Origin of the sequence: Paenibacillus rhizophilus (assembly GCF_003854965.1) — a bacterium.
Taxonomy (GTDB): domain Bacteria; phylum Bacillota; class Bacilli; order Paenibacillales; family Paenibacillaceae; genus Paenibacillus_AQ; species Paenibacillus_AQ rhizophilus.
Genome location: NZ_RQPI01000017.1, coordinates 28,495 through 53,052, shown reverse-complemented (window position 1 = coordinate 53,052; position 24,558 = coordinate 28,495). Strand labels below are relative to the sequence as shown.

25 protein-coding genes are annotated in these 24,558 nt (G+C 51.8%); 22 read left to right on the top strand and 3 right to left on the bottom strand.

The window, feature by feature from the left end:
- The first annotated feature begins 33 nt into the window (after window positions 1-33).
- The 7 genes from EH198_RS20970 to EH198_RS20940 all read left to right on the top strand — a co-directional run bounded on the left by EH198_RS20970 (window position 34) and on the right by EH198_RS20940 (window position 8,186).
- Entirely contained in the window at window positions 34-693 is a 660-nt protein-coding gene (locus EH198_RS20970) for a hypothetical protein (protein WP_124697480.1), read from the top strand.
- A 335-nt stretch (window positions 694-1,028) separates the two neighbouring features.
- The gene (locus EH198_RS25385; protein WP_281278027.1) at window positions 1,029-2,561 is read left to right on the top strand and encodes a peptidoglycan DD-metalloendopeptidase family protein; all 1,533 of its coding nucleotides are present in this window, start codon (window positions 1,029-1,031) and stop codon (window positions 2,559-2,561) included.
- A 179-nt stretch (window positions 2,562-2,740) separates the two neighbouring features.
- On the top strand, window positions 2,741-3,472 hold the full coding sequence (yycF, locus tag EH198_RS20960) for a response regulator YycF (protein WP_124697519.1): 732 nt from the start codon (window positions 2,741-2,743) through the stop codon (window positions 3,470-3,472).
- Window positions 3,472-5,301, top strand: a complete 1,830-nt coding sequence (gene walK / locus EH198_RS20955) for a cell wall metabolism sensor histidine kinase WalK (protein WP_124697479.1) — start codon at window positions 3,472-3,474, stop codon at window positions 5,299-5,301. Before yycF ends, walK begins: the two co-directional genes overlap by 1 nt.
- On the top strand, window positions 5,298-6,590 hold the full coding sequence (locus EH198_RS20950) for a YycH family regulatory protein (RefSeq protein WP_124697478.1): 1,293 nt from the start codon (window positions 5,298-5,300) through the stop codon (window positions 6,588-6,590). Before walK ends, EH198_RS20950 begins: the two co-directional genes overlap by 4 nt.
- A 26-nt stretch (window positions 6,591-6,616) precedes the next feature.
- Window positions 6,617-7,348: a two-component system regulatory protein YycI gene (gene yycI, locus EH198_RS20945; protein WP_124697477.1), complete on the top strand. Its 732-nt coding sequence runs from the start codon at window positions 6,617-6,619 to the stop codon at window positions 7,346-7,348.
- A gap of 31 nt (window positions 7,349-7,379) precedes the next feature.
- Window positions 7,380-8,186, top strand: a complete 807-nt coding sequence (locus EH198_RS20940) for an MBL fold metallo-hydrolase (RefSeq protein ID WP_124697476.1) — start codon at window positions 7,380-7,382, stop codon at window positions 8,184-8,186.
- On the opposite strand, the gene EH198_RS20935 is transcribed toward EH198_RS20940, so the two are convergent.
- Window positions 8,155-8,361 carry a hypothetical protein gene (locus tag EH198_RS20935; protein WP_124697475.1) on the bottom strand — a complete coding sequence of 69 codons (207 nt, stop codon included), beginning with the start codon at window positions 8,359-8,361 and terminating at the stop codon, window positions 8,155-8,157. The genes EH198_RS20940 and EH198_RS20935 overlap by 32 nt on opposite strands.
- A gap of 331 nt (window positions 8,362-8,692) precedes the next feature.
- Between EH198_RS20935 and EH198_RS20930 the strand changes: the two genes are divergently transcribed.
- The 11 genes from EH198_RS20930 to EH198_RS20880 all read left to right on the top strand — a co-directional run bounded on the left by EH198_RS20930 (window position 8,693) and on the right by EH198_RS20880 (window position 19,068).
- Window positions 8,693-9,934, top strand: coding sequence for a S1C family serine protease (locus tag EH198_RS20930; protein ID WP_124697474.1), 1,242 nt, complete (start codon window positions 8,693-8,695; stop codon window positions 9,932-9,934).
- Window positions 9,935-10,222: 288 nt separating this feature from the next.
- Window positions 10,223-10,423, top strand: a complete 201-nt coding sequence (locus tag EH198_RS20925; RefSeq protein ID WP_019914582.1) for a cold-shock protein — start codon at window positions 10,223-10,225, stop codon at window positions 10,421-10,423.
- Window positions 10,424-10,518: 95 nt separating this feature from the next.
- Entirely contained in the window at window positions 10,519-10,749 is a 231-nt protein-coding gene (locus tag EH198_RS20920; RefSeq protein WP_124697473.1) for a cold-shock protein, read from the top strand.
- Window positions 10,750-10,976: 227 nt separating this feature from the next.
- Window positions 10,977-12,380 carry a cytochrome ubiquinol oxidase subunit I gene (locus EH198_RS20915; protein ID WP_124697472.1) on the top strand — a complete coding sequence of 468 codons (1,404 nt, stop codon included), beginning with the start codon at window positions 10,977-10,979 and terminating at the stop codon, window positions 12,378-12,380.
- Window positions 12,367-13,386: a cytochrome d ubiquinol oxidase subunit II gene (gene cydB / locus EH198_RS20910; protein ID WP_124697471.1), complete on the top strand. Its 1,020-nt coding sequence runs from the start codon at window positions 12,367-12,369 to the stop codon at window positions 13,384-13,386. The genes EH198_RS20915 and cydB overlap by 14 nt, the downstream gene beginning before the upstream one ends.
- On the top strand, window positions 13,386-15,284 hold the full coding sequence (gene cydD, locus EH198_RS20905) for a thiol reductant ABC exporter subunit CydD (RefSeq protein ID WP_124697470.1): 1,899 nt from the start codon (window positions 13,386-13,388) through the stop codon (window positions 15,282-15,284). Before cydB ends, cydD begins: the two co-directional genes overlap by 1 nt.
- On the top strand, window positions 15,281-17,230 hold the full coding sequence (locus EH198_RS20900) for an amino acid ABC transporter ATP-binding/permease protein (protein WP_124697469.1): 1,950 nt from the start codon (window positions 15,281-15,283) through the stop codon (window positions 17,228-17,230). The genes cydD and EH198_RS20900 overlap by 4 nt, the downstream gene beginning before the upstream one ends.
- A gap of 175 nt (window positions 17,231-17,405) precedes the next feature.
- Window positions 17,406-17,573, top strand: coding sequence for a CxxH/CxxC protein (locus EH198_RS20895; protein WP_084065344.1), 168 nt, complete (start codon window positions 17,406-17,408; stop codon window positions 17,571-17,573).
- 195 nt (window positions 17,574-17,768) lie between these two features.
- Window positions 17,769-18,149 carry a VOC family protein gene (locus EH198_RS20890; protein ID WP_124697468.1) on the top strand — a complete coding sequence of 127 codons (381 nt, stop codon included), beginning with the start codon at window positions 17,769-17,771 and terminating at the stop codon, window positions 18,147-18,149.
- 99 nt (window positions 18,150-18,248) lie between these two features.
- Window positions 18,249-18,431: a pyridoxamine 5'-phosphate oxidase family protein gene (locus EH198_RS20885; protein ID WP_221621557.1), complete on the top strand. Its 183-nt coding sequence runs from the start codon at window positions 18,249-18,251 to the stop codon at window positions 18,429-18,431.
- 40 nt (window positions 18,432-18,471) lie between these two features.
- Window positions 18,472-19,068: a Crp/Fnr family transcriptional regulator gene (locus EH198_RS20880; protein WP_124697467.1), complete on the top strand. Its 597-nt coding sequence runs from the start codon at window positions 18,472-18,474 to the stop codon at window positions 19,066-19,068.
- Here EH198_RS20880 and EH198_RS20875 read toward each other — a convergent pair.
- Window positions 19,025-19,732, bottom strand: a complete 708-nt coding sequence (locus tag EH198_RS20875) for a DUF4386 domain-containing protein (RefSeq protein WP_124697466.1) — start codon at window positions 19,730-19,732, stop codon at window positions 19,025-19,027. The two genes, EH198_RS20880 and EH198_RS20875, sit on opposite strands and share 44 nt — an antisense overlap.
- Before the next feature lie 154 nt (window positions 19,733-19,886).
- Here EH198_RS20875 and rlmH point away from each other — a divergent pair, with 154 nt between their 5' ends.
- Entirely contained in the window at window positions 19,887-20,366 is a 480-nt protein-coding gene (gene rlmH, locus EH198_RS20870; RefSeq protein WP_124697465.1) for a 23S rRNA (pseudouridine(1915)-N(3))-methyltransferase RlmH, read from the top strand.
- 136 nt (window positions 20,367-20,502) lie between these two features.
- Here the strand turns inward: rlmH and EH198_RS20865 are convergent, their stop codons facing one another.
- A complete protein-coding gene (locus EH198_RS20865; protein WP_124697464.1) occupies window positions 20,503-21,492 on the bottom strand; it encodes a PD-(D/E)XK nuclease family protein in 990 nt (329 codons plus the stop codon).
- Between the two features lie 208 nt (window positions 21,493-21,700).
- Between EH198_RS20865 and EH198_RS20860 the strand changes: the two genes are divergently transcribed.
- The 3 genes from EH198_RS20860 (at window position 21,701) to EH198_RS20850 (ending at window position 24,536) form a co-directional block, all read left to right on the top strand.
- A complete protein-coding gene (locus EH198_RS20860) occupies window positions 21,701-22,483 on the top strand; it encodes a hypothetical protein (protein ID WP_124697463.1) in 783 nt (260 codons plus the stop codon).
- Window positions 22,461-23,609 (top strand): helix-turn-helix domain-containing protein, encoded by a 1,149-nt coding sequence (locus tag EH198_RS20855; protein ID WP_124697518.1) that lies wholly within the window; start codon window positions 22,461-22,463, stop codon window positions 23,607-23,609. The genes EH198_RS20860 and EH198_RS20855 overlap by 23 nt, the downstream gene beginning before the upstream one ends.
- 102 nt (window positions 23,610-23,711) lie before the next feature.
- Entirely contained in the window at window positions 23,712-24,536 is an 825-nt protein-coding gene (locus EH198_RS20850) for a hypothetical protein (RefSeq protein ID WP_124697462.1), read from the top strand.
- Window positions 24,537-24,558 lie beyond the last annotated feature (22 nt).

Genomic DNA, 24,558 nt, shown 5'->3' with positions numbered 1-24,558 from the left:
GGCGGAATGCACTCATGCAAGGGAGAGATGGGAATGAAATGGGTTAAACGCGCGCTGGGCGTATGTCTGATCGTAGTACTGGCCAGCAGTCTGTCCATACTGACGACGGGCGTTATCGTAAATGCGTATGTTCAGTCGGTAATGTCCGGGCTCGGCCTCAAGGTGGATATGCCGGCTCCGGGGTTCGGCGGAATGCTGAGCAGCCTTATGGGTACAAGCGGCAGGGCGCCCTCTAAGGAACCGGCGGCACAGGTTGACAGCACTGCGGCTGGAAATCCAGATGCGAACAAGCCTTCCGGGACAGGCGGCACAAATGAGACGGTTCCGGCAGCGACAGCGGATAGCGGCGGCGGAAGCTCCGTGGAAGAGAAGGCGCCGGACAACGCGCTTCCCGTCATGGGCGAGGCGACTACGGAGGAGCAGAACGGCGCGCAGGACCAGCAATTGGTCATGACTCCGGAAGCGATGAAGGATTTGAAGGACAATTTGCCGTCTGAGGAAAAAGTTAATATTTTTAACATTCTAATGAACAAGGTTCCTCAGGATGAGATGCAGAAGATTTCCGCCGCCATGGAGGGCGGGCTAACGGAACAGGAGGTGACAGAGATTCAGTCGATTATTTCCAAATACGTAACCCAGGAGGAATATAATAAGCTGATGAAGATCCTGACTTCCGGCACGGGCGGACAATAGAGAATTATACTCCTTGTCCGGCACGCAGATTGCAACCTTTGCATATTTCAGGAAAAACGCTGTTCCGAAACGCCTGAAGGGGCGCGGGTGGACGGCGTTTTTGCGTGGAAATAGGGAAGACTGTTTCTTCTTGGTGAAGTTGAAATTTTTCCGCAGGCTATGGTAAAGTAAACAGGGACCGAATTTGGTTAATTTTTTGTAACCTTTTGCCATATCATTTTAATAGCAATTTCATTTAACACAGGATACATTTTCGGCAAAATATAGATTAAGCGGTCTACCATAGTTCCGGCTGCATAGCGCAGTATAAGGGAGAGGCTGAAAGGGAGAGTTTCGTGAAAGGATTGAAGTTTATAAACGGGCTGAAGAAGCACGAAGGGCAAGCTTCCATGCCTGGGTCAGGGCGGAATGACGATGCCGGGGAGGGCATGGTTAACGTTCCGGTACCGAAAGATTCACTGCGGCGTCTGCGCCTAACCTGCCTTGCGGCAACCGCTGGCATTGCGCTGCTGACCGTCTCGTTCATTGGGGCGCACAAGCACTATGTGGAAGCGAATACGGAGGCCTACTACCGCGTTCTGCTGCACGGCAAGGAAATCGGAACGCTTTCCGGCAAGGATCGGCTCAAGGCTTTGTTTGAGGAAAAGCAGCAAGAGTATCAGAAGAAATATCCGGACGAGGTTATGGTCCTGCAGACGGATGGCATCACAACGCAGGCGGCCCGCAACTATAAGCCGGTCATCGACAACGAGGGAACGATAGATAAGCTGGACGGCTTGCTTAAGGCCTATGCGGTGGGCGTTCAACTGGTCGTGGACGGCAAAGCCGTCGGTATCGTTAAAGACCAGGAAACGGCCAGCGCCGTGCTTCAGGGAGTCAAAGCCTACTACATATCAGGGAAGAAGGAAGCCTCCGGTGCGCCGCAGCTGAAAAAAACGGCCGCGTCATCGGCTTCGGCTTCCCCCGAAGATAAGGTAGAGTCTGCGGATATACGCGAACAGTTATCCGTCATGCCGATAAAGGCCGACCCGAACAAGGTGATGGACGTGCAGGAGGCGGTCAAGGCGCTTACCGTAGGCGTGGACGCGCCGCTGGTTTACTCGGTTCAAGAAGGAGACACGGTTTCGAGCATTGCCGGCCGTTATGGAATTTCGCAGAAGGAAATCTTCCAGAACAACCCGGAAGTGAAGGAACTGACGCTGCAGATCGGGGATGAGCTTAAACTGACGGTTCCACAGCCGCCGATTACTGTTGTAACGACGGAGAAGGCGGAGGAGCAAATTGTGACGGAACCCGAAGTGATTGTGCGCACGAGCGAGCTGCTGCCTAAAGGTAAGACGAAGGTGGTTCGTCCCGGCCAGACCGGGCTCAAGGTAATGCAGTACCGGCTGACCAAGGAGAACGGCGAGGTCGTCAAAGAGGAATGGCTGGGCCAGACGGTTGTCAAGGCTTCGCTGCCTGAAGTCGTATACCGCGGCACCAAGATAGCGCACGAAGCCTCCGGATCATTCGCCTGGCCGGTTATCGGCGCGGTCATTTCCAGCACCTTCGGCGAACGCTGGGGCCGGAGCCATAAAGGGGTGGATCTCGTATCCGGCAACCGGACGATCAAGGCCGCCGATGCCGGGACGGTAAGCTTTGCCGGAGTACAACACGGCTACGGCAATGTCGTCATCATCAACCATGGCAACGGATATGAAACGTATTACGGCCACTTGAGCAAAATTTCCGTATCGGTCGGCCAGAAGCTGGAGCAGGGCGAAAGGATCGGCATCATGGGCAATACCGGCCGCTCCACGGGTACGCATTTGCATTTTGAAATCCGCAAGAGCGGCACGGCCATGAATCCGTTGAAATACCTGCAATAGTTTATCGTGAATAGAGGCCGCCCGGGAGTTTCCCGGACGGCTTCGTTATTATAAGGAGTAAGCGCCGGTTTGCGCTCTAAAAGGCCGGCCTGCGTACTTCGTAGGATGTGACGTGCGGACAGGTATGGTAAAATGAATAGGAAACTTACCAGAAAGATAGAAGGGTGAAACGGTGGATTATGGGAATGGGAACGATTTTGGTAGTCGACGATGAGCAGCCTATTGCCGATATATTAAAGTTTAATTTGGAAAAAGAAGGGTATGAGGTCATTTGCGCTTTTGACGGTATAAGCGCCGTGGATCTGGCCTTGTCCAAACGGCCCGATCTCATGCTGCTGGATCTCATGCTGCCCGGCAAGGACGGCATGGATGTCTGCCGCGAGGTGCGGTCTGCCCATCTGGATCTTCCAATCATCATGCTGACCGCAAAGGACGGGGAAATCGACAAGGTTCTCGGCCTTGAGCTTGGGGCGGACGATTATGTAACCAAGCCGTTCAGCACGCGCGAGCTGCTTGCCCGGGTCAAGGCGCAAATGCGCCGACAGCACAAGCCGACTCCCGCGGAGACGCAGAGCGGGCCGGACGAAGGAAAGCAGGGCGTCCACCATTTCGATCTGTTTATAGATACCGACATGTACACCGTCTATAAGGGCGGGGAACCTCTGGATCTGACGCACCGCGAATACGAACTGCTCTATTATATGGTCCGCAACGCCGGCAAGGTCATGACCAGGGAGCATTTGCTCCAGGCGGTATGGGGATTTGAATATTTCGGAGACGTACGGACCGTCGATGTGACGATTCGGCGGCTGAGAGAGAAGATCGAGGAGAACCCGAGCAAGCCGGAGTATATCTTTACGCGGCGCGGGCTCGGATATTTGATGCACAGTCCCAAAAACGGAGGATTGTGATGAAGGTCATGTCCTTTTTCCGGACAATTCAGGCGAAGCTGATTATTATTTATGTACTGCTGATTCTGATTGCGATGCAGCTGATCGGCGTGTATTTTGTAAGCTCGATGAAGAATTCGCTGACCGACAACTTCACGAAGGATCTGAAGGCCCGGGCGGAAATGCTGTCGATTCTTACGGCCGACAAATTCAGCAGCGGAGCCGGCGGAGCGGATGAGCAGTCTTCGGTGGACGGCCTGCGCGGCATGGTCAACAATCTGTATATCAGCGGCGCGGAAATCCAAGTGCTTGATGCGAGCGGCAAAATCATCACGACCTCGGTGCCGTCTCAGAGCGACTATGTCGGGCAGCGCAATACGCAGACGGTAGTCAGCCGCGCGCTGCAGGGCATCAGCGACAACGAGGAGTACATTATCGGCGATGACAATGTGCGGAAAAAGGTCGTGGCCAAGCCGGTATGGTCGGGCGGCAAGGTGGTTGGCGCCATTTACATCGCCGCCGACATGAAGGATCTGTACGCGACGATGAGCCGGATCAACAGCGTGTTTATCTCCGGCCTCCTGCTGGCGCTCACATTGACGGCCGTGCTCGGCGTTATCCTCGCCCATACCATCACGCAGCCGATCAAAGAGATGACCCGGCATGCCAAGGAAGTCGCCGAAGGAAGCTTCGACCGGAAAATGCCGATATTCGGCAATGATGAAATCGGGCAGCTGAGCAAGGCGTTCAACTATATGACCGGAAGGCTGCGGGATGCGCTTGCCCAGAACGAGGAAGAGAAAGAGAAGCTCGCCTCCATTCTGACCAATATGAGCGACGGCGTGGTGGCGACGGATGAAACCGGCCGCGTCATTCTGATGAACCGCCGGGCATCTTTGATGCTGGGAGCGGATGAATCGCTCCCCCGGAGCCTTGCGCTGGACGGGCTGCTTGGCCTCGAAGGCGATCAGACGCTCGCTTTGTCCGGCGGCACCGCGCAGTCCACGATGCTGCGGCTTAAATCTTTCGAAGGGGAAGAGCCCAACATCGTGCGGGTGACATTCACGCCGATTCACCGCCGCGAGGGCGGAATCGCCGGAACGATCGCGGTGCTGCAGGATGTCACCGAGCAGGAGAACCTGGAAGCGTCCCGCCGCGAATTTGTGGCTAATGTGTCGCATGAGCTGCGCACGCCGCTGACGACCATCAAGAGCTATGCGGAAGCGCTCGATGACGGCGCGCTGGAAGATCCGCAGCTGGCCGGACGCTTTGTCGGCGTGATCCGCAGCGAGACGGAGCGGATGATCCGCCTCGTCACCGATCTGCTGCATCTGTCCCGCCTTGATTCCAGGGAAGCGCAGCTGCGCTATCAGGAGACCGATATTTCCGAGATGCTGGAGGATGTGGCCGACCGCTTCTCCTTCCAAATCCGGCAGAAGCGGATTTCCATCAGCACCGTCATCCGCCGGGGCGTCTCTACGGCCTGGCTCGACAGAGATCAGATCGACCAGGTGCTGGGCAATCTGGTATCCAATGCCCTGAAATATACGCCGGAGGGCGGGAGCATCGGACTGGAGGCGGGCTGCAATTCCGAAGGGATGCTGGAGATTTCCGTCCGCGACACCGGAATCGGCATTCCCAAGAAGGATATTGAGCGTATTTTCGAGCGCTTTTACAGGGTGGACAAGGCGCGTTCGCGGAATATGGGCGGAACCGGCCTCGGACTCTCCATTGCCCGGGAAATTGTAAAAGCGCACGGGGGCGCCATATCCCTGCAATCCGAACTGAACAAAGGCTCTAAGGTCACCTTTACGCTGCCTCTGGAGAAGCAAAGGAGGGACCGGGCGTGAAGGAAAGAATCAAGTCATGGATTCTGGCGCTGCTCGTCCTGAGCAGCCTGGTGGAGAGTTACTATTTGATCTACCGTCTGCCGGGGAGCGATTCGGCGGTCTTTTCCGAGAATCTATATGTAAAGACGGACAACATGGGGCCAGAGGAAAAAGTCGAAAATTTGCTATTTCCTGACAAAATGATTATTCATCTGGGAAACAACAAGCACACGCTGTTTTACCCAAGCTCGACTTTCTATAACCTGATTCTGAACCGGCTGAAGGGGCGGAGCTTCGAGAGCTTTCAGCGCCGTTCCGTCCAGGATTTCGACTGGACCAAGATCCGCAGCGAGAACCCCGGAATCGAGCTGTCGTTCGGTTCGGGCATTCCCGTAGCGCTGCTGCAGCGGGTGATGCAGCTGTCTCCGGATTCCCTGTTCGCGGGGGAAAGCATCGACCGGATCTGGATATACAGCGCAAAGAATGATTCGAAAGCCCATGCCGTTTTCTTCAGCACAAGGGGAGATATCGTCTATGAAGCGGCCAAAGCCGATCTTACCGTGCAGGACGTTCAGCAGCATGTCGATTTCGGAAAGTCGTGGACGCCTTACTCAACGTTAACCGGCGAGTATTACGTTCCGGAGAGCAGCTTGTCCCTGGTGGCATCCGAGATGCCTTCCGGGCTGTATACGGTAGAGCAGATGCAGAGCAGTCTGTTCTTCGATGCCGGCAGCACCCGTTATATCCGGGAAAAGGACGGCTCCGAAATTTATACGGACAGCAAGCGCAGCCTGCAGGTAGATCAGGAACGGAACTGGATGAGCTACAGCGACCCTACGGCACTTCCGGCAGGCGAGAGCACCGATGCCAAAGATGTGCTGGAGGCGGTCGACTTCGTCAATCAGCATGGAGGATGGAACGGAACTTACAGGCTGGAGGCGGCGGCGGAAAGCGATCAGGACCGGCTCGTTTCCTTCCAGCAGTACTACGGCTCTTATCCCTACGGCTCTTATCCTGTTCTGGATCAGCCGCAGCTGCATTACGGACTCATCCATTTGCAGCTGCAGCAGGGAACGGTAACGGCCTATGAACGGTCCTTAATGTACAGCAAGGATGATATGGGTTCGAAAAAGATTGTGGAGCTTTCCGGCGGGGATACCCTGCGAAAGCGGCTGGCCGAGGTTGGCAAATCTTCGCCGATCCGCGACTTGTACCCTGTCTATATGCCGGTGGTCAAGGGGAACAAGCTGGAGCTGATTCCCGTCTGGAAGGCCGTTTTCAGAGACGGCAGTTCGCTTACGCTGAATTAATTATCAAGGAGAAGGGGAGGAAAGGCATGGACTGGGGAAGAGCGAAAAATGTGCTGATCTATTCGTTTCTGCTGCTGAATCTGCTGCTGTGCTACCAGCTGTGGATCGACCTGCGGGAGCAGGTCAGCGCCAATCTTGACTTTACCTCTCTCTCCGATACGACCCAGCAGATTATGGAACAGAAGGATATTCGCATTCTGTGCCCCATTCCGGCGGCTGTGCCACAGCTTCCCGACTTAACGTACCGTTATTCGATCGGTGAAGGAAGAACGGTCAAACTGGACCGGCCGGTAGACAGCAAACTGATTTTCTCCTTCACTGAACTGAGCGGACAGTTGAAGCCTCAAATTCCCGATATCGGCAGCTACCGGTTTGATCCCTTGGAGAGCGAGGTCGGCAGGTTCGTGCTGCATCCGCTGGTCGACGGCAAATGGCCGCTGTTCAGCGTAAGACTGGAGCTGGTCTACGACAATCAGAAAATCGTTGCCTACCGCCGGCCGCAAATCGATATCGGGGAAGGCGGAAAGGGCGAAGCGCAGAAGGTGCTTCCGGCTTCGAAGGCGCTGGGCAGTCTGATCGAGAAGTTTTTCCCGCAGGGCGCAGCGGTCAAGGAAATTGAACTCGGCTATTACGGGGAATTGTTCAATTCCGAGAGCCAGGTGGCGGCGCCGATGTGGCGGTTCATGCTCGAGGACGGCAAATCCTATTACGTCAACGGCATCAGCGCCGATATTATCAGTCCCAAGACATCTGAGTAATGAATGGATTAAGAAAAAAGGAGCAGGAGCTATGGGGATTTCATTTACGGTGCTGTCCAGCGGTTCAACCGGCAATGCCACAATTGTGCGGGGGGGCGGGACGACACTGATGATCGATGCCGGTCTAAGCGCGCGGCGGATCGAGGAACTGCTGACCATGCGTGAACTGAAGGGCGAGGAGATTGAAGGGATACTCGTGACGCATGAGCATTCCGACCATATCAAGGGTCTTGGGGCGGTCGCGCGCAAGTATGGCCTGCCGATCTACGCCAACAGCAGCACATGGAGCGCAATTGAGAAAGGGATAGGGAACATCGAGGAGCATAACCGGCTCGTTCTGGAGACCGGACAATTTAAGGATTTTGGAGATATGCGGGTGGAATCCTTCGCCATTTCCCACGACGCCGCCGAGCCGGTCGGCTATAACTTTTATGAAGGCAAAGAGAAACTAAGCGTAGCGACGGACCTCGGCTATGTCAGCGATAAGGTCAAAGCGGCGATCTCGGACGCCGACGTACTCGTGCTGGAGGCGAACCATGATATTGAGATGCTGCGGATGGGACGCTACCCGTGGAATACGAAACGGCGGATACTCGGCGACATGGGCCATTTGTCCAACGACGCGGCGGGCGCGGCTCTGAGCGAGATTTTGACAGGACGCACCAAGCGGACCTACCTGGCCCATCTAAGCCGCGATCATAATATGATCGAGCTTGCGAGAATGTCGGTACGCGGGGCGATGGAAGACAGAGGCTGCTTCTACAAAGACAGCGAGTTTCGGCTCTGCGACACGTATTACGACCAGCCTACGCCATGGGATACGGTGAGCGAATCATAAGATGGTCAAGCTCCGACATTTTGCGCTCCAGCTCCTGGCGCGTGATCAATCCTTTTTCAATCAGTAGTTCTACGGCTGCGCTAAGAGTCAGCGTCATATGATAGTGATCGTCCTTCAAATCGCCCAGCTTGCCGATGAACTGCACCAAATCCATGTTTGAAGAAAAAGAATCCATAGTCATGCCTCCTGCCACTATTTGTCGTTTTTTTATTTTGATGAACACGGCGCTGCCTCTCGGCGCTATGATACAATAGAGAGACATAGCAGTCCGTTTGCACGCTGCCTATCGTCAGTATTACTAGTATTATAGTCTGACAGGCTTTAAAGTATTCCGCACTTAAGAGATTGGGCGCTTCTTTAATGCAGCAAGATGGCCTTTTTACATTGAATGAGTATAGCTGAAACCTTTTTGCGCAAGGCGCAGTCTATAAAATGAGAACGAGACGGCTGCAGGGCAGGCTGCCCCACGCTTCAGGCGCGAGTTAAAGAGGGGAGAGGATGACAAGTTGGGACTGTTTGATGATGATTTCTATTCCACCAAAGTATCCAGACGGAGAGAACGAAAAGTCTCGAAGCAGCGGTCTATGCCCCGCCGCTGGTCGGCCCGCAGCAGACGGCTGAGGCTGTCAACGATGCAAGTCTCCGCGATCTGCTCCCTGTTCAGCGCGGTAGTCGCGGTTCTGCTGTTCAGTCTTGTTACGGGTCAGTTGTCCCATGAAAAAGGAGCCCAGCCCGCTTTCATTCAGAATGTCACGCCAAGCAGCGGGGACCCTTACGACCGGATTATCAAGGCAGCGGCTACCGTCCGTCCGGCGGTTGTCAGCATAATCAATCATAAAGAAGAGAATACAAAAGATACGCTGGATGAGTCGGCGCTCGGATCGGGCGTAATTTATAAGAAAACGGACGACAAGGCGTTTATTATAACCAACAACCATGTCATCTCCGGTGCGGGCAAGCTTGAGATTGTCACCGTGGACGGCGAAACCCGCAAAGCCGAGCTTGTCGGCGCGGATAAAGTCAGCGATCTTGCCGTCCTCTCCATTGATGCCGGGGGGATCAACACTGTCGCCAAACTGGGAGATTCCTCGAAGCTTCAGCTTGGGGAGACGGTGATTGCGATCGGCAATCCGCTCGGCCTTGGCGATACGCTTACCTCGGGCATTGTCAGCTATGCGAACCGCACGATTCCGGTATCCCTTAACCAGGACGGCGTTTATGACTGGGAGCAGGAGGTTATCCAGACCGATGCAGCCATCAACGAAGGCAACAGCGGCGGAGCGCTCGTCGACCTGAACGGCCGGGTGATCGGCATCAATACGATGAAGATTTCCGATACCGGCGTGGAAGGCCTTGGGTTTGCCATTCCGGCCAACCATGTCATCAAGATTGCGGAGGAACTGGTCCTGAAAGGGAAAATCGCCCGCTCCTACCTGGGGGTATACTCGATGGATCTGAACAACCCGTATGTTCCGCTTGCCGAAGACCAACGCAAGGCGCTCAAATTGCCGAGCAGCGTCAAGGAAGGCGTCGTCGTTCTTGATGTCGTCGGGCCGGCCAAGGAAGCTGGGCTCAAGCTGAATGATGTCATTACGAAATTCAATGGCCAAACGATTGATTCTACGCTGAGCCTGCGCAAGTATTTGTACAATGAGACCCGGATCGGCGACCCGCTCGCCATAACCTTTTACCGGAACGGGATAGAGAAAGAAATTACGCTTACGCTTGAAGAAAAACCGGGGGAATAATTCCGGAACTTGCAGGATATAATACTAAAGCGCCGAAGAAAAGGCTGGCTGTGCAGGATTGGAGCGCCAGCCTTTTACGGCAAAAAATGGAGAATTTACCGGTCGTTAGCTTGCCTTTGCTGCCGCGATGTGTTACTATGATATTAATCATAATCTAATTTGGAACTTGAATTTTCACATTGAGAAGGGTTGTCAAGTTGGTAAGAACAGCCTTTCTCAATGTGTGAATTTTTTCTTTGTTCAAAGATAAAAATAACATGTTAATTTTATTTTTTGGAGGCATACACCATGCAAACAGGTACAGTTAAATGGTTCAACGCAGAGAAAGGCTTTGGCTTTATCGAAGTTGAAGGCGGAAGCGACGTATTCGTACACTTCAGCGCAATCACCGGCGACGGCTTCAAAACGTTGGACGAAGGCCAACGCGTTGAATTCAACGTTGTTCAAGGCAACCGTGGACCACAAGCCGAGAACGTTGTAAAACTGTAAATCAACCAAACACCGTCCCGCTTGAGAAGAGTCGGGACGGTCTTTTTTTAAACCTTATACCAACCTTTGCACGTAGAGAAATGGAGGGAACGGCATTGAACTACCGGAAGAAACCGCTGGAAGAAATACCGGAAGAGAATACGGCCGTATGGTCCTGCACGAACGATGATTGCAACGGCTGGATGAGAGATAATTTTTCGTTTGATGTTGCGCCTACCTGCCCTCTATGTCACGCGCCAATGGAGCAGGGGATGAGAATGCTTCCACAATTGTTCAATTCCAACGGCGATCCCAAATCGCTGAAAAAGGGCATTTCCATTTCTTAAGGGTGCAAGTCAAGGGTACAAGTATAGTATAGATTTATAAGCCGAAAAGGTTTAAGACGGAAAACCGTCTTATTTTTTTTGTTTTTGTCGAAAAATTTGTGATCAATGTCACAAATTTATTGATTTTTATGCTGGAAAAGCGGATTATAGTGTGACATAAATCACAATTCACATCTTAAAATTTTGACAAAATATAAGCAACTAAACGGGGGGAAGGAAGGGAAAACATGGACACACTTATGCTGTCGCGCATGCAGTTTGCGTCGACAACGATTTTTCACTTTTTCTTTGTGCCGGTGACGATCGGATTGTCGTTCATCATCGCGATTATGGAGACGATGTACGTACGCAGCGGCAACGAAGAGTACAAGCGAATGGCTAAATTTTGGGGAAAGCTCTTCCTGGTTAACTTTGCAATCGGGGTTGTGACCGGGATTTTGCAGGAATTCCAGTTCGGGATGAACTGGTCGGACTACTCGCGCTTCGTCGGGGACGTATTCGGGGCTCCGCTTGCGGTTGAAGCCTTACTCGCGTTTTTCCTGGAATCGACGTTTATCGGGATTTGGATTTTCGGTTGGGACAAGGTCTCCAAGAAGATCCATCTGCTGTCTATCTGGTTTGTTGCGATTGGCACCACGCTGTCGGCTTTCTGGATTCTGGCGGCGAATTCCTTTATGCAGCATCCTGTAGGGTACACCATCAACAACGGCCGCGCGGAGATGAACGATTTTCTGTCGCTGATCACCAACGGTCAAGTTCTGGTTGAATTTCCGCATACCGTACTGGGAGCCTTTGCCACCGGAGCCTTTCTGATTATCGGTGTCAGCGCAATCAAGCTGCTGAGAAAGCAAGACGTCTCGTTCTTTCAAAAGTCTTTCAAAATTGCGGCGATCGTCGGCATTATCTCTTCGATCGGCGTTGCCTTCGCCGGCCACTGGCAGGCGCAATACCTGGTTAAGACCCAACCAATGAAGATGGCCGCTTCCGAAGGCCTGTGGGGCAAGAGCGGCGACCCTGCGCCGTGGACGGTAGTCGCCAATATTGATCCTGAGAATATGGTAAGCACTCACGAACTTAAGATACCATACGCGCTCAGCTTCCTCTCCTACAGCAAATTCTCCGGTGAAGTCAAAGGGATGAATGAGCTGCAGGCCGAGTATGAACAAAAATACGGTCCGGGCAATTACATACCGCCAGTACGTACGACCTTCTGGAGCTTCCGGATCATGATTGCGGCAGGTATGGCCATGATTTTCATTACACTGTGGGCCGTGTATCTGATGTGGCGCAAGAAATTCGATCAGCCGAACACCCGGTTTATGCGCATCTGCTTATCCGGACTGCTGCTGCCTCCGATCGCCAATACGGCGGGCTGGCTCATGACGGAATTCGGTCGTCAGCCGTGGACGGTATTCGGTCTGATGACCACCGAGCAAAGCATCTCGCCCAATATTACAGCAGGCCAGGTATTATTCTCGCTCATTACCTTCAACGGTATCTATGCGGCTCTGTTTATTGTGCTAATCTATTTGTTCGTCAAAGTTATCAAAAAAGGCCCGTACGCCATCGACGAAGACTCACATTCGACGGACCCTTATAACAAAAAGGAGGGACACCATGCTCTCACTTAATGAACTTTGGTTTGTGCTGATTGCGGTTCTCTTCGTCGGATTCTTCTTCCTGGAAGGCTTCGACTTCGGTGTGGGAATGCAGTCTCAAATGCTCCCGAAGGACGAAAGGCAGCGCCGGGTTATGATTAACTCCATCGGTCCTTTCTGGGATGCGAACGAGGTATGGCTGATTACCGGGGCGGGGGCGATGTTCGCCGCTTTCCCCGAATGGTATGCGACGCTGTTCAGCGGATTTTATGTACCGTTTGTATTCGCTTTGTTCGGTCTGATTCTCCGCGGGGTGGCCTTTGAATACAGAGGCAAAGCGCAATCAGCGGGCTGGAGAACGACCTGGGATCTGTCGATCCTCATTGGCAGCTTCCTGCCGCCTTTCCTGCTGGCCATAGTGTTTGCCAGCTTCATCAAAGGTCTGCCGATTGACGGCGACATGCAGATGCACGCAGCCTTTTTCGGGGACATTGTCAATGTCTATACCGTTCTGGCCGGTATTGCGGTCGTTCTGATGTGCAACATCCACGGCCTCCTGTTCACGGCGCTTCGCACCTTCGGTGAGCTTCAGGAACGGGCGCGCAAGCGGGCACGCGCTCTGCTGCTACCGACGGGCGTAGTGCTGCTGGCTTTTGTCATCATGACTTACTTCCAGACGGATATCTTCGACGTGCGCGGCGCGCTGCTGTGGGCCATTGTGGTTCTCGGAGTTGTCGCTTTCGTGCTGGCGGGTTACTTCTGCAAGCGCAAGCGTGACGGCTGGGCATTCGGCATGACCGGCGCGGTGCTGGGCCTCTCGGTAATCTCAGTATTCGTCGGCCTGTTCCCCCGGGTTATGGTCAGCTCACTTGGCGAAGCTTACAACTTAACGATTACGAACGCCGCATCCGGTCATTATTCGCTTAAAGTGATGACGATCGTGGCGCTGACCATGCTGCCGTTCGTGCTGGGCTATCAGATCTGGAGCTATTTTATCTTCCATAAACGGCTTAGCGATAAGGAGACTCTTGAATATTAATGGATAGAAATTTGCTTGGGTATAAAGGAGTGAGGCCGGTCTTTCTGGCGGTGGGCTTCCTTACCCTGGTGCAAAGCTTGTCCATCCTGCTGCTGGCCACGTCGCTGGCAGAAGTTATCTCCGCGCTGTTCGCGGGCAATCCGCTGAAGGAACAATGGGGCACTGCGCTATTGTTCCTTCTTGCGTTTCTGGTGCGGCATGCCTGCGGGCTGCTGATGAGCAGCATCTCGTATCGGTTCGCCGAGAAGACGGGCAGCGCCATGCGGCGTGAGATGATGGACAGGCTGTTCCGGCTGGGGCCGAGAATGGCTGGGGATCAAGGAACCGGAACCCTGGTGACGCTCGTACTGGAGGGAGTTACCAAGTTTCGTACCTACTTGGAGCTGATTATTCCGCGCATGGTTGGAATGGCGGTAACGCCTGCGCTGCTGCTCGTTTATGTGTATACGCAGGATCGAATGAGCGGCATTATACTGACTCTGACGATGCCGATTATCATTGTGTTCATGATTCTGATCGGCATGACGGCGCGTAAGCAGATGGACCGGCAGCTGGAGTCGTACCGCACGCTGTCCAATCATTTTGTGGACTCTCTGCGGGGACTTGAGACGCTGAAGTTTCTTGGCCGCAGCAAGGACCACAGCGAGGCCATTACCGAGGTGAGCGACCGCTACCGCTCGGCAACGATGCGGACGCTGCGGGTCGCGTTCCTGTCCTCGTTTGCGCTTGATTTCTTCACGATGCTGTCCGTCGCTTCCGTGGCCGTCAGTCTCGGTCTGCGGCTGGTGAACGGCGAAATGACGCTTGTGACGGGGCTGATGATCCTGATCCTCGCACCGGAATATTTCCTGCCGGTTCGGCTCGTCGGCGCCGACTTCCACGCCACGCTTGACGGCAAGGAGGCGGGCGAAGCGATGAAAAGCATCATCGACCGGGAGACGGTCAAGGCGGTGGCGTTGGAGCATTCGGCGCCATCTTCTTCGGAAGCTGTGGCAGGAGATGAGGGGCGGCCGGAAGACCTCTCCGGGGAAGAGGACACGGCGTATGCCTCGTCGGCGGCGGGTAAACCGGGTACGAATCCGTCTGGCGGCGGGAACGCAACAGGAGCCTCCGGTCCTGACGTTTCGGCATTGCCGGATTCTGTATTTGCCTGGACCGACAGCAGTTCGCTGTCTCTCCAAGGTATCGGCATACGGCATGAAGAAGACGGCCCTTCCTCGCTGGAGGAGATTAGTTTGCAGTTCACCGGCACCGGCACAATCGGCATCATCGGTGAGAGCGGAGCCGGAAAATCGACGTTGATCGATGTGCTGGCCGGGTTTTTGCATCCGAGCCAAGGCAGTATAAAGATTAACGGATACGGAGTAAGCGCGCTGACCGATGACACCTGGCGGCGCCAGACATCGTATATTCCGCAGCGGCCGTACATTTTCAGCGGAACATTGGCGGATAATGTCCGGTTTTATTACCCGGAGGCCTCGCTGGATGCCGTTGCAGGGGCAGTCGCTGCCGCCGGACTGTCGCCGCTTGCCGACTCGTTGCCTGACGGATTGAACGAGATGATCGGCGGAGGAGGACGTTCCTTAAGCGGCGGTCAGGAGCAGCGGGTCGCGCTGGCGCGGGCTCTGCTGAGCAGCCGTCCGATCATGCTGCTGGATGAACCGACGGCGCATCTGGATATCGAGACGGAATATGAGCTGAAGGAAACGATGCTGCCGCTGTTTGAGGGCAAGCTCGTCTTTCTGGCTACGCACCGTCTGCACTGGATGTCGGACATGGACGTTATTATTGTCATGAAGCAGGGCAGGGTTGCTGAAGTGGGCACCCATCAGGAGCTGCTTGAACGCAAAGGAACCTATTACGAGCTTGTAGAAGCGCAACTGGAGGGGATTCATTGAAACGGGAAGGCTGGTTTGCTCCATATGTGTCGTCCTATTTCTGGCGTTTCCTGCTGATTGTCCTGCTGGGCGCGCTGACGATATTCTCGGCTTCATCCCTGATGTATACCTCCGGCTTTTTGATTTCCAAAGCTTCCATTCCGCCGGAGAACATCCTGATGATTTATGTTCCGATTGTCGGCGTGCGCGCGTTCGGCACAAGCCGGGCGGTCATTCATTATGTAGAGCGGCTGGTCGGGCATGATACGATTTTGCGGATTTTGTCCAAAATGCGCCAGCGCCTGTACCGCATCCTGGAACCGCAGGCATTATTCCTGTCCTCGCGCTTCCGCACGGGCGATATTCTCGGCATGCTGGCCGACGATATTGAGTATTTGCAAAATGTGTATCTGCGCACCGTATTCCCCGCCGTCATCGCGCTGATTCTTTACGCGGCGGCGGTTATAGCCATCGGTACATTCGATGTGCGCTTCGCGGTGCTGGTCGGCCTGTACATTCTGGTGCTGGTCGCCGTGCTGCCGCTTGTTTCGCTGCTGCTGACGCAAAAGCGCCAGCGTGAAATCAAGCAGGAACGGAACCGGCTGTACCAGAAGCTGACGGACGCAGTGCTCGGCATGAGCGACTGGATGATCAGCGGACGGCAGGGCCAGTTCGTTGAAACGTACGAAGCGGATGAGCGGGCGGTCGCCCGTACAGATGCCGCTCTGCGGCGCTGGGCAAGACTGCGCATGTTCCTGGGCCAGACGGTTATCGGCATCGGTGTCGTATCCATGATCTGGTGGGCGGGAGGCGAGTTCGCACAGGGGGCCATTCCCGGCACGCTGATCGCCGCCTTCGCCCTGGTGGTCTTTCCGGTCGCTGACGCTTTCCTGCCGATATCCGAGGCCATCGAAAAAATCCCGCAGTACCGCAATTCGCTGGAACGGCTTGCTAGTGTGGAGGAGAGGCCAACGGAGTTGGCGGCGGGTGGCGAAAAGGCGGGTAACACGTCATATGAGGGAGATTCAAAACTTGCTGAGGCCGATGGTGTAGATGGAGGAGATTCAGCGCTGTCTAAGGCAGGTGGCGCAGACGGCGGCGAATCGGGCAGCGCTAATTTGGAGCAGTCTGAGGCTGGTGGTGTAGTCGGGAGCGATTCCAGCCGCGCTGCTTCGGACCTGTCTGTGGCCAATGGCCAAGAAGGTCATTCGGCGCATATATCGTTGCACAATGCAAGCTACCGTTACGGTGAAGCGGGGGAATGGTCGGTCCGAGACTTGGCGCTGGACATCCCCCAGGGCGCAAAAATCGCCATCATCGGCCGCAGCGGGGCAGGCAAATCGACGCTGCTGAAGATGATCCAGGGGGCGATTGCTCCCACCGCAGGAGCTGTGACCATTAACGGCCGGGATGCCGCCTCCTATGGAGATCGGATTCCATCCATAATCTCCGTGCTGAACCAGCGCCCCCATCTGTTCGACACAACAGTGGCGAACAATATCCGCCTCGGCGACCCGGATGCTTCGGAGGAGGATATCGCCAAAGCGGGAGCATTGGCGAAGCTGGGCGATCTGATCGCCTGTCTGCCCGCAGGTTACGACACGCGGGTGCGCGAAGCAGGCCAGCGCTTCTCCGGCGGGGAACGCCAGCGGATCGCCCTGGCGCGCATCCTGCTGCAAAACACGCCGGTCGTTCTGCTCGACGAGCCGACCGTCGGCCTTGACCCGCGCACCGAGCGGGAGCTGCTTTCGACGATTTTTGCCGCAATGGAGGACAAGACGCTGATCTGGGTGACCCATCATCTCGTCGGCGCAGAGCGGATGGACGAGGTGATTTTTATGGAGAATGGCAGAGTCGAAATGCGCGGAACCCACGCCGAGCTGATGGCTTCCGAGCCCCGCTACCGCAGATTGTATGAGCTCGACCGGCCGGGGTATGCGGCGCAGCGCGCCACTTCGGCGAATTGAGCGAAAACGAAGTATTTTTTATAGTGCAAGGCCATTCATAGACCCGTAAAGGCAAGGTTGCGTCAGGCGGCCGCTTTTGCGGGTTATTTGGATTTCTTTTTCGGCGGAATTGTGGTAGAACAGTAAGAGGAGTATTACGCTTTAATGAGCTAAGGGAAAGGGATGCTTGCATTACATGTATGTTGTCTGTAAAGAACATCTGGAGCTGGCCATTGATATGTTTGTCGACGAATACGAGGACGCGCCCGACATCGTGGATCTGAAAGATACGGAATTCTCGGACTGGGACCCGCCGGCCAAATGCGCGGAGTGTGAGAAGAACGCGGAGTATTTGGTGGTGTAAATAGAAATGGGAGAGAAAAAGACGGCTTCCCGCCGTCTTTTTCCAAATATCAGAAAGTATAAGCTTCGCGCTTATCCTTGGCCTGATATTTCTACGAGAAACGGATACCGTCCTCTTCCAGAGGACGGTGCAGCCGTTTCTTCTTGGTTGATCGCATATTAGCGGATGGGACAATCAACAGAGGGGGATACACGCATGAATTTGAGCATGAATTGGATTACACTCCGGGTGCGCGATCTGGAGGCGTCCCTGAACTTCTATCACGGGATTCTCAAACTCCCGATTCAGCGAAGATTCGAGAGCAGAGGCAGGCAAATCGCCATGCTGGGGACGGATGGGCAGCCGAAGGTTGAGCTGATTCAGGGAAGCGAGCCGGTGTTGAAGGCGGAATGCGGTGTGTCCATTGGTTTTGAGGTGGAATCCCTGGATGAGGCGATGGAATACCTAAAGAGCGAGGGCATCCCGACTGTCCGCGGGCCGGTCGCGCCCAATCCACGTCTGCGGTTCTTTTATATCCTGGACCCGGATGGCTTTGAGGTGCAGCTGGCGGAGCATAGAGATAAGGAGCTTAGCTAGTCTCAAGACCAACACTTTCATATGAGGACACACGATATTATCAAAGGCATGGTATTCTCCCGCCTACGTAAAGGTGAGTAATGTACAACTAAGGGCGTTATGCTGAGAGAGACGATGGAGGTGCTGGAGGACCAGGAATCCAAAGACCTGATCTGGCGTGAGGGCGATACGGACTATTATCCGCTCGGCGTGACCGATCCGGACTACTGCGTGCTGAAATTTACGGCGGAGAGTGGGCGGTACTACAACCACTTTCACTCGGGTAATTTTGAGGTGCCCTGAACGCGGTAACTTCTACATTGAAGGAGGGAGGCTGGAAAAAATGAAGCATCTTTTACTGAAATATATGACCCGGCTGACCTCCTTGAGCGAAGAAGAGCAGCACGCCATTCTGGATGAAATTCAGGTAGAAGAATACAAGAAGGGAACCGTTCTGCACAGGCAGGGGGAGATTCCCGGCAAATGCTATTTCGTCCTGAAGGGATGCGTCCGGCAGCATGCGGTGGATGTGATGGGGCGGGACATGACCTCGAACTTCTACACGGAGGAGCAGGCGATCGCCATCTTCAACGTACATAAGCCGGATAAATCGTCGGATTACACCCTGACCTGTCTGGAGGACTCTGTATTGGTCGTCGGCCGGCTGGACACCGAGAGGGAGATGTACGCCAAATACACGCAGTTGGAGTCGATGACGCGCCGGATGATTGAGGAGAGTTTCGGTCAGGTTAAGGAGGAGTTCGCCGCCTTTATCGCCTCTTCTCCCGAGGAGCGTTACAAGACCCTGTTTCTTCGAAGACCCGGATTCATCGACCGTGTCCCTCAGCATCAGCTGGCGAGCTATCTCGGCATGACGCCGGAGTCGCTGAGCCGGATCAAGAAGCGGCTTCACCGCGAACGCGCGGAGACGGAGCTCTGAACAACAGCCAGATCCCAAAGCCCAATTCCCCGGCCGTCATCGGCAGCATAAACACCCATTCCAGCCCCTTTACAAGACTCTCGGCTTCAGGCCAAAGCGTGCGGCACACATGGATGACGATATAACCCACCCCGGCCAACAGCAGCAGTACGCTGATGATCTTCGGTATATTCCCTGTCCGGAGAGCCAGAACCCCCACAATCAGAAGATGCCCGCCAAAAATGATCAAACCAACCGACCATACCGCTTCAAAAACCCGCAGAAACAGCATCGTCTCCGTCTCCAGCTGACCGGCCGTGAAGCCCGGAAATGCCCCGTTTCCGCTGCCTGTAATCAGGGAAACCACAACAAGGCTCGAGACGGCGACAGCCAAGACCGCCGTATACGAGAGGCGCAGCCATGCGCCCAGCAGGGACAGGTCCGGTTGCACCGGCTTCAGCACCTTATATAATCCCCATGCAGCCACGATGTCACAGACCATAATCAGGGTCCATCCCAAAATCTCAACCCTGAACAGCAGGGGAGCGGCGGTCAAGCTGCCAAATGTAGCACCCGGGTCTCCCTCCGTGACCAGACCTCCATGTACATATCCGTACGAGAATGCGGCGGCAGCCGCCATCAAAATGAGTGAAATCCCGGCAGCCCGGGCCGCTGGAGTCGACATTCGAATAACCCTCCTCTTAAGAATTCTTCGTGGTTACATTGTACTAAGGAGGAAACGGGACTTCCTTGACTTAAGTTAAGGAAAGATCCGTGTTTGTGTATTCATCGGACCTTGTTTATCATTAGAGGACGTAGAAAGGGGAGTTCGGATCTTTATGTTCATTCAGCTCATTGCGGTCGGCAAATTGAAAGAGAAATACCTGGTTCAGGGCATCCAGGAATATGCCAAGCGGCTTACGCCTTACCTCAAATTCCAGATGATCGAGGTAGCGGATGAAAAAGCGCCCGATACCTTAAGCGAAGCCGAGGTATCGGGCGTGAAGGCGCGCGAGGGAGAGCGCATCCTCGCGCATGTGAAAGAGGGCGCGCATGTCATCGCGCTCGCTATCGACGGCAAGCTCTGGAGCTCGGAGGAGCTTGCCGGGGAGCTCGACAGGCTCGGCACCTACGGGACGAGCCATGTCGTGTTCGTCATCGGAGGCAGCCACGGGCTCTCCGATGCGGTCCTGAGCCGTGCGCAGCAGACGCTCAGCTTCGGGCGCATGACGCTGCCCCACCAGCTCATGCGCCTGGTGCTGGTGGAGCAGATTTATCGGGCGGTGAAGATCAATCGGGGGGAACCGTATCATAAATGAGGCGAAAAAATCGGCCTTAGGCGTTTGCCGGGCGCGGAACGGGGCCTCCAGGCTCTTTGGGAAGTGCCAGTAAGGTAGTTTGAATCGAACAATGCCTGTTTGCAGGTCCAAATTATCATTTATGATAACCTTAAAATTAAGTCGAGGGGTTTGATTCAGCCTTTCCTTGCTCCTTCAAGGAGCGAATGATTTCCTTTCCTAGGTGGCGAGTATTTTTAGGTTGTCCACTGGAAAAATGGGTGTCCAATCCGAGCTGCAATTCAATATTGATCCTTTTTAGCATCGGCAAAGCAACCTCATTCTCTTGGGTTTCTAGATTGTATACCCTGATTGTTGAACTGTCGTACTGTTCAATGCGGTAAAGGACATCATCCATACGTGCAAGAACGAATTCTTTGATCTCTCCTGGATCATTCGATTTTATTGTAGAAGGATTTTTAAGTTCCTCCTGACTATCAAGAACATGTCGAATGAATGCTTTAAGAGTATGTCTCATGTAGTCAGAGATTGGATCTATATCCCCAATGGACTCATCTTTAAGTACTGAGCGGATGATGGATATAATAGAGGAGTCACCAGTCCACTTTAACCAAGCCTTCCGATGGTTTTCTAAATCACTATCTAGCAGAGCGCTGAACTCGGATTGTAGTGGCCCAATTGTAATATCAGGGGTCAGGAACACCATAGTAATATCGGTGGTGTTCTGAGCTTGTTGGCTCTTTAAGTCCTCTAATACTGCTAAAAATTCACTCTTTAGTTGTATAAAGTTAGAAGATTGGGGATGGATCTTATTTTCAATAATTATGCGGTGAACCTCATTTTTTTCATTGAGCGAGCTGCCCTTAGTATATATTTGAATCACCAAGTCTACAAACCACTTCTTACCTAAATAAGAATAAGGTTCTTCAAGTAAAACCTCGGCTTCCAGCGGATTTTTTGTATCTAATACATTATCAAATCTACCGTTACATCCTCCAAAGTTATTAAGCGTACTTAAAAATCTCTTGAGAAATAAATCACCTAATCCATGTGGCTGCCTGGGTGAGAGTAAGTATCCGAGCATCGCACTCATATTTTCTTCGTTTAGTCGTCCTTTTCCCATACTTAGTGCCTTGAAAATATTCATTCTGTCCGCTCCTTTACAATCTTTAATATATAGATTCGGTACATGTGCAATGAATCCTTCAATTAATTGGGCAACATCAAACTCTAAAGGAATTCAGAATGTTATGTCAGGAGCAATAATCTTTAATACCTTATTCACTTGACAAAATGTCGATGAAAGTAATATATTTAATGAGAATATATTACCAGTGACAAGGGCGGCGGTATAAATGAAACTGGCTTCATTCTACAAGAACAGCTTGGTTCCTACCTATGAACGGATTAATGTATTAAGTAAAGCAACGGTTGAGGTCATCAAAGCTTTACAAGAGAATACCCCCAATCCTGAACTTGTTGATGATGCCAAGCCTTTTGTTCGTCGGCAGGATGTAATGAATGCCATTCTTAAGGTTGTGAATGGTTTGTCAAAGGAATGGAGAATGTCCGCAAGAAAGAAAAGAGCTGGGGGCAATTTTGATTATGTTGTCGTTCACTTTGAAGATCTAAACCTTAATCTGATACCGATCCATCTTCTTTCTCATGCAAAACTACCTAAACCAAGTCGATATCGTGGTGATATTTCCGCGTTCAATCTTGCAATAATGAAGGATCGCGGAATGGTATCAGAAGTCGATTTTCAAACCTATATTGATTTTGACAATGGAATTTCGTTAGTAACCGAGCCTGAGATTCCATCAAATATAAAAGATATTCCTTTCGGTTTGCTATTGATTTACGACGGCACTGATCCTAAAGTATCTATTCGACTTGCTGCCTTAACTCCTGATCAGGAACGTTATATCTTTTGTGACAACATAGACTTACTAAAGGAGTATAGTCTATCTAAGGACACTGAACTTGAGATTAAGGCACCTATTGAATTGAAGAAGCGGCGTAAGCTGAGAATAGATACATCTCAAGTCAAGGAATATCAAGATACTCCGAACGTGACCATCAAAAAGGATAAGGATAGAGCAAATAAAATGAGTGATGACGATGCAAACACAATTTAATCCTAAGCGGTTATCCTCGGCTAGAATTGCTCGGGGGTACACTATCAAAGAATTATCTGAGCGGATTGGAGTCAGTAAACAAGCTATATCACAGTTTGAATTAGGGCAGGCCATCCCTAAAGCTGAGACGATGATGCTCATTATAAACACACTGGATTTTCCAAAAGGTTATTTCTTTGAAGCTGAAGAGGAGCAATACGTTGGAAACACCTTTTTTCGGGCTTCAACTTCGATTCCGAAACGAGTCAGAGAGATGCAAAAGGAACGTGCAGGGTGGGTTTCGAAGGTTTATTCTGTTCTCAATCAATATGTTGAGTTTCCTTCACTAAATCTGCCTGATCTTTCGGATTTTCCGGAAGGAGAATGGGATTCAGACAGGATAGAGGAACTGGCAATCACAATGAGAAATCATTGGGAACTCGGCGACAAGCCGATTAATAACTTAGTCAACGTTTTAGAAAGCAATGGCATCATTGTAGCTTCAGTTGAACTGGGAGATGTGAAGGTAGATGCGTTTTGCCAGCCCAGATCGGGTAGATCATTTGTAATACTTGGAGAAGACAAGAAATCTGCTGCTAGACGGCATTTTGATGCTGCTCATGAATTAGGACATTTGCTGATGCATTTAGATATTCATAATCAGGATAGTTTGACTAAAGAAGAGTTCAAGATAATGGAGAATCAGGCCCATCAGTTCGCCTCGGCTTTTCTTTTACCAGAGGATGCATTCTCCTCCATGGTTACAAGTGAAACAACGCTTGATGGTTATACTGAACTAAAGAAGTATTGGCGCGTTTCCATTGGTGCAATGATACACCGTGCCAAGGACTTAGGGATATTATCGGCTAGTCGGTATACATCATTGCAAAAGCAAATCTCTATGCGCAAAATGAGACATAAAGAACCGCTTGACGATGTACTACCTGTTCCATACCCAACGTTGTTTAAAAAAGCGTTTGAGGCTATATTACAATCGGGTATCGATGGATTTGAATTGGTTCAAAAACACGTTCGCTTGAATCCTAAGGACGTAGAAGCTCTTTGTGAATTGAATCCAGGGACATTATCCCTTAGAAGAGGAGATTCCATTATCAAGCTGAGATATTTAGGAAATCTTCAAAACTAAATCAGAAGTTCAAAGATATAGAAAAGAGAAGCATGTTGCTTCTCTTTTTTAATGGAACAAAATAACTTTTAGTACGTAGTTATAAATAAAAGGGGTGAAAAAATGAGTTATACCATCGAATTCATAAAATCTATGTTTCCGGATTCATTAACTGCTGCCATTGTGATTATTCTTACAGTTTTGGTTTTTTGGATGTATAAAGAATTAAGAAATAATTTCCTTGAAAGTAGTAAATCTAATCAACAACGAATTGATAAAGCTCTTGAAGCTTACTCTGATTTAGAATTTGAGATATACAAATATTCTAATGAGAGGTCCGATCTTTTTACTGTTACAGAAAAGATGTCAAAAGCATCCTCTCTGATGACCTACGATTTACTAAAACAGTACATCAAGTTTAAAGAAACAACTGACGAAGCCCTAAAAAAGGATTTGTTACTTAAGTTTCATAAAGAGGTCGAGAATGAAATATACAGACTTAAGTTAATGCAAACTGACTCAGTGACTTTCAAAACGGATAAAGACATATTGTCCAGTATTGATTTATACATAAAAACAAAGATTGCTCCTTTTGGAATTCCCTTGATCCATACTTATTTCAATTTAATGATTTTACTAATGCTAGTTTTTGGCACTACTTTAATAATAGGTGCTTCTTCCGTAACCGAACAAATATCCATCTTTTCTTTAATAATCGTCGTGTTATTTTATTTTATGACTTTATATCTTGTTATTAGTGAAGGTTTTCTAAAGAAGAGGTTTAAACACTCTCTAAAAAATTGGAGTACATTTATAATATTTATTGTTGTGCCACCTCTGGTCGTATTTTTAACAGAGTATTGGTTCAGGGGGATTATTATTTCTGTATTAATATTAATCTATGCCTATTATGCTGGGAGGAAATGCATGAGGGAACAATTGATTTAGCGCCATTCATTTTTTGTTCCTT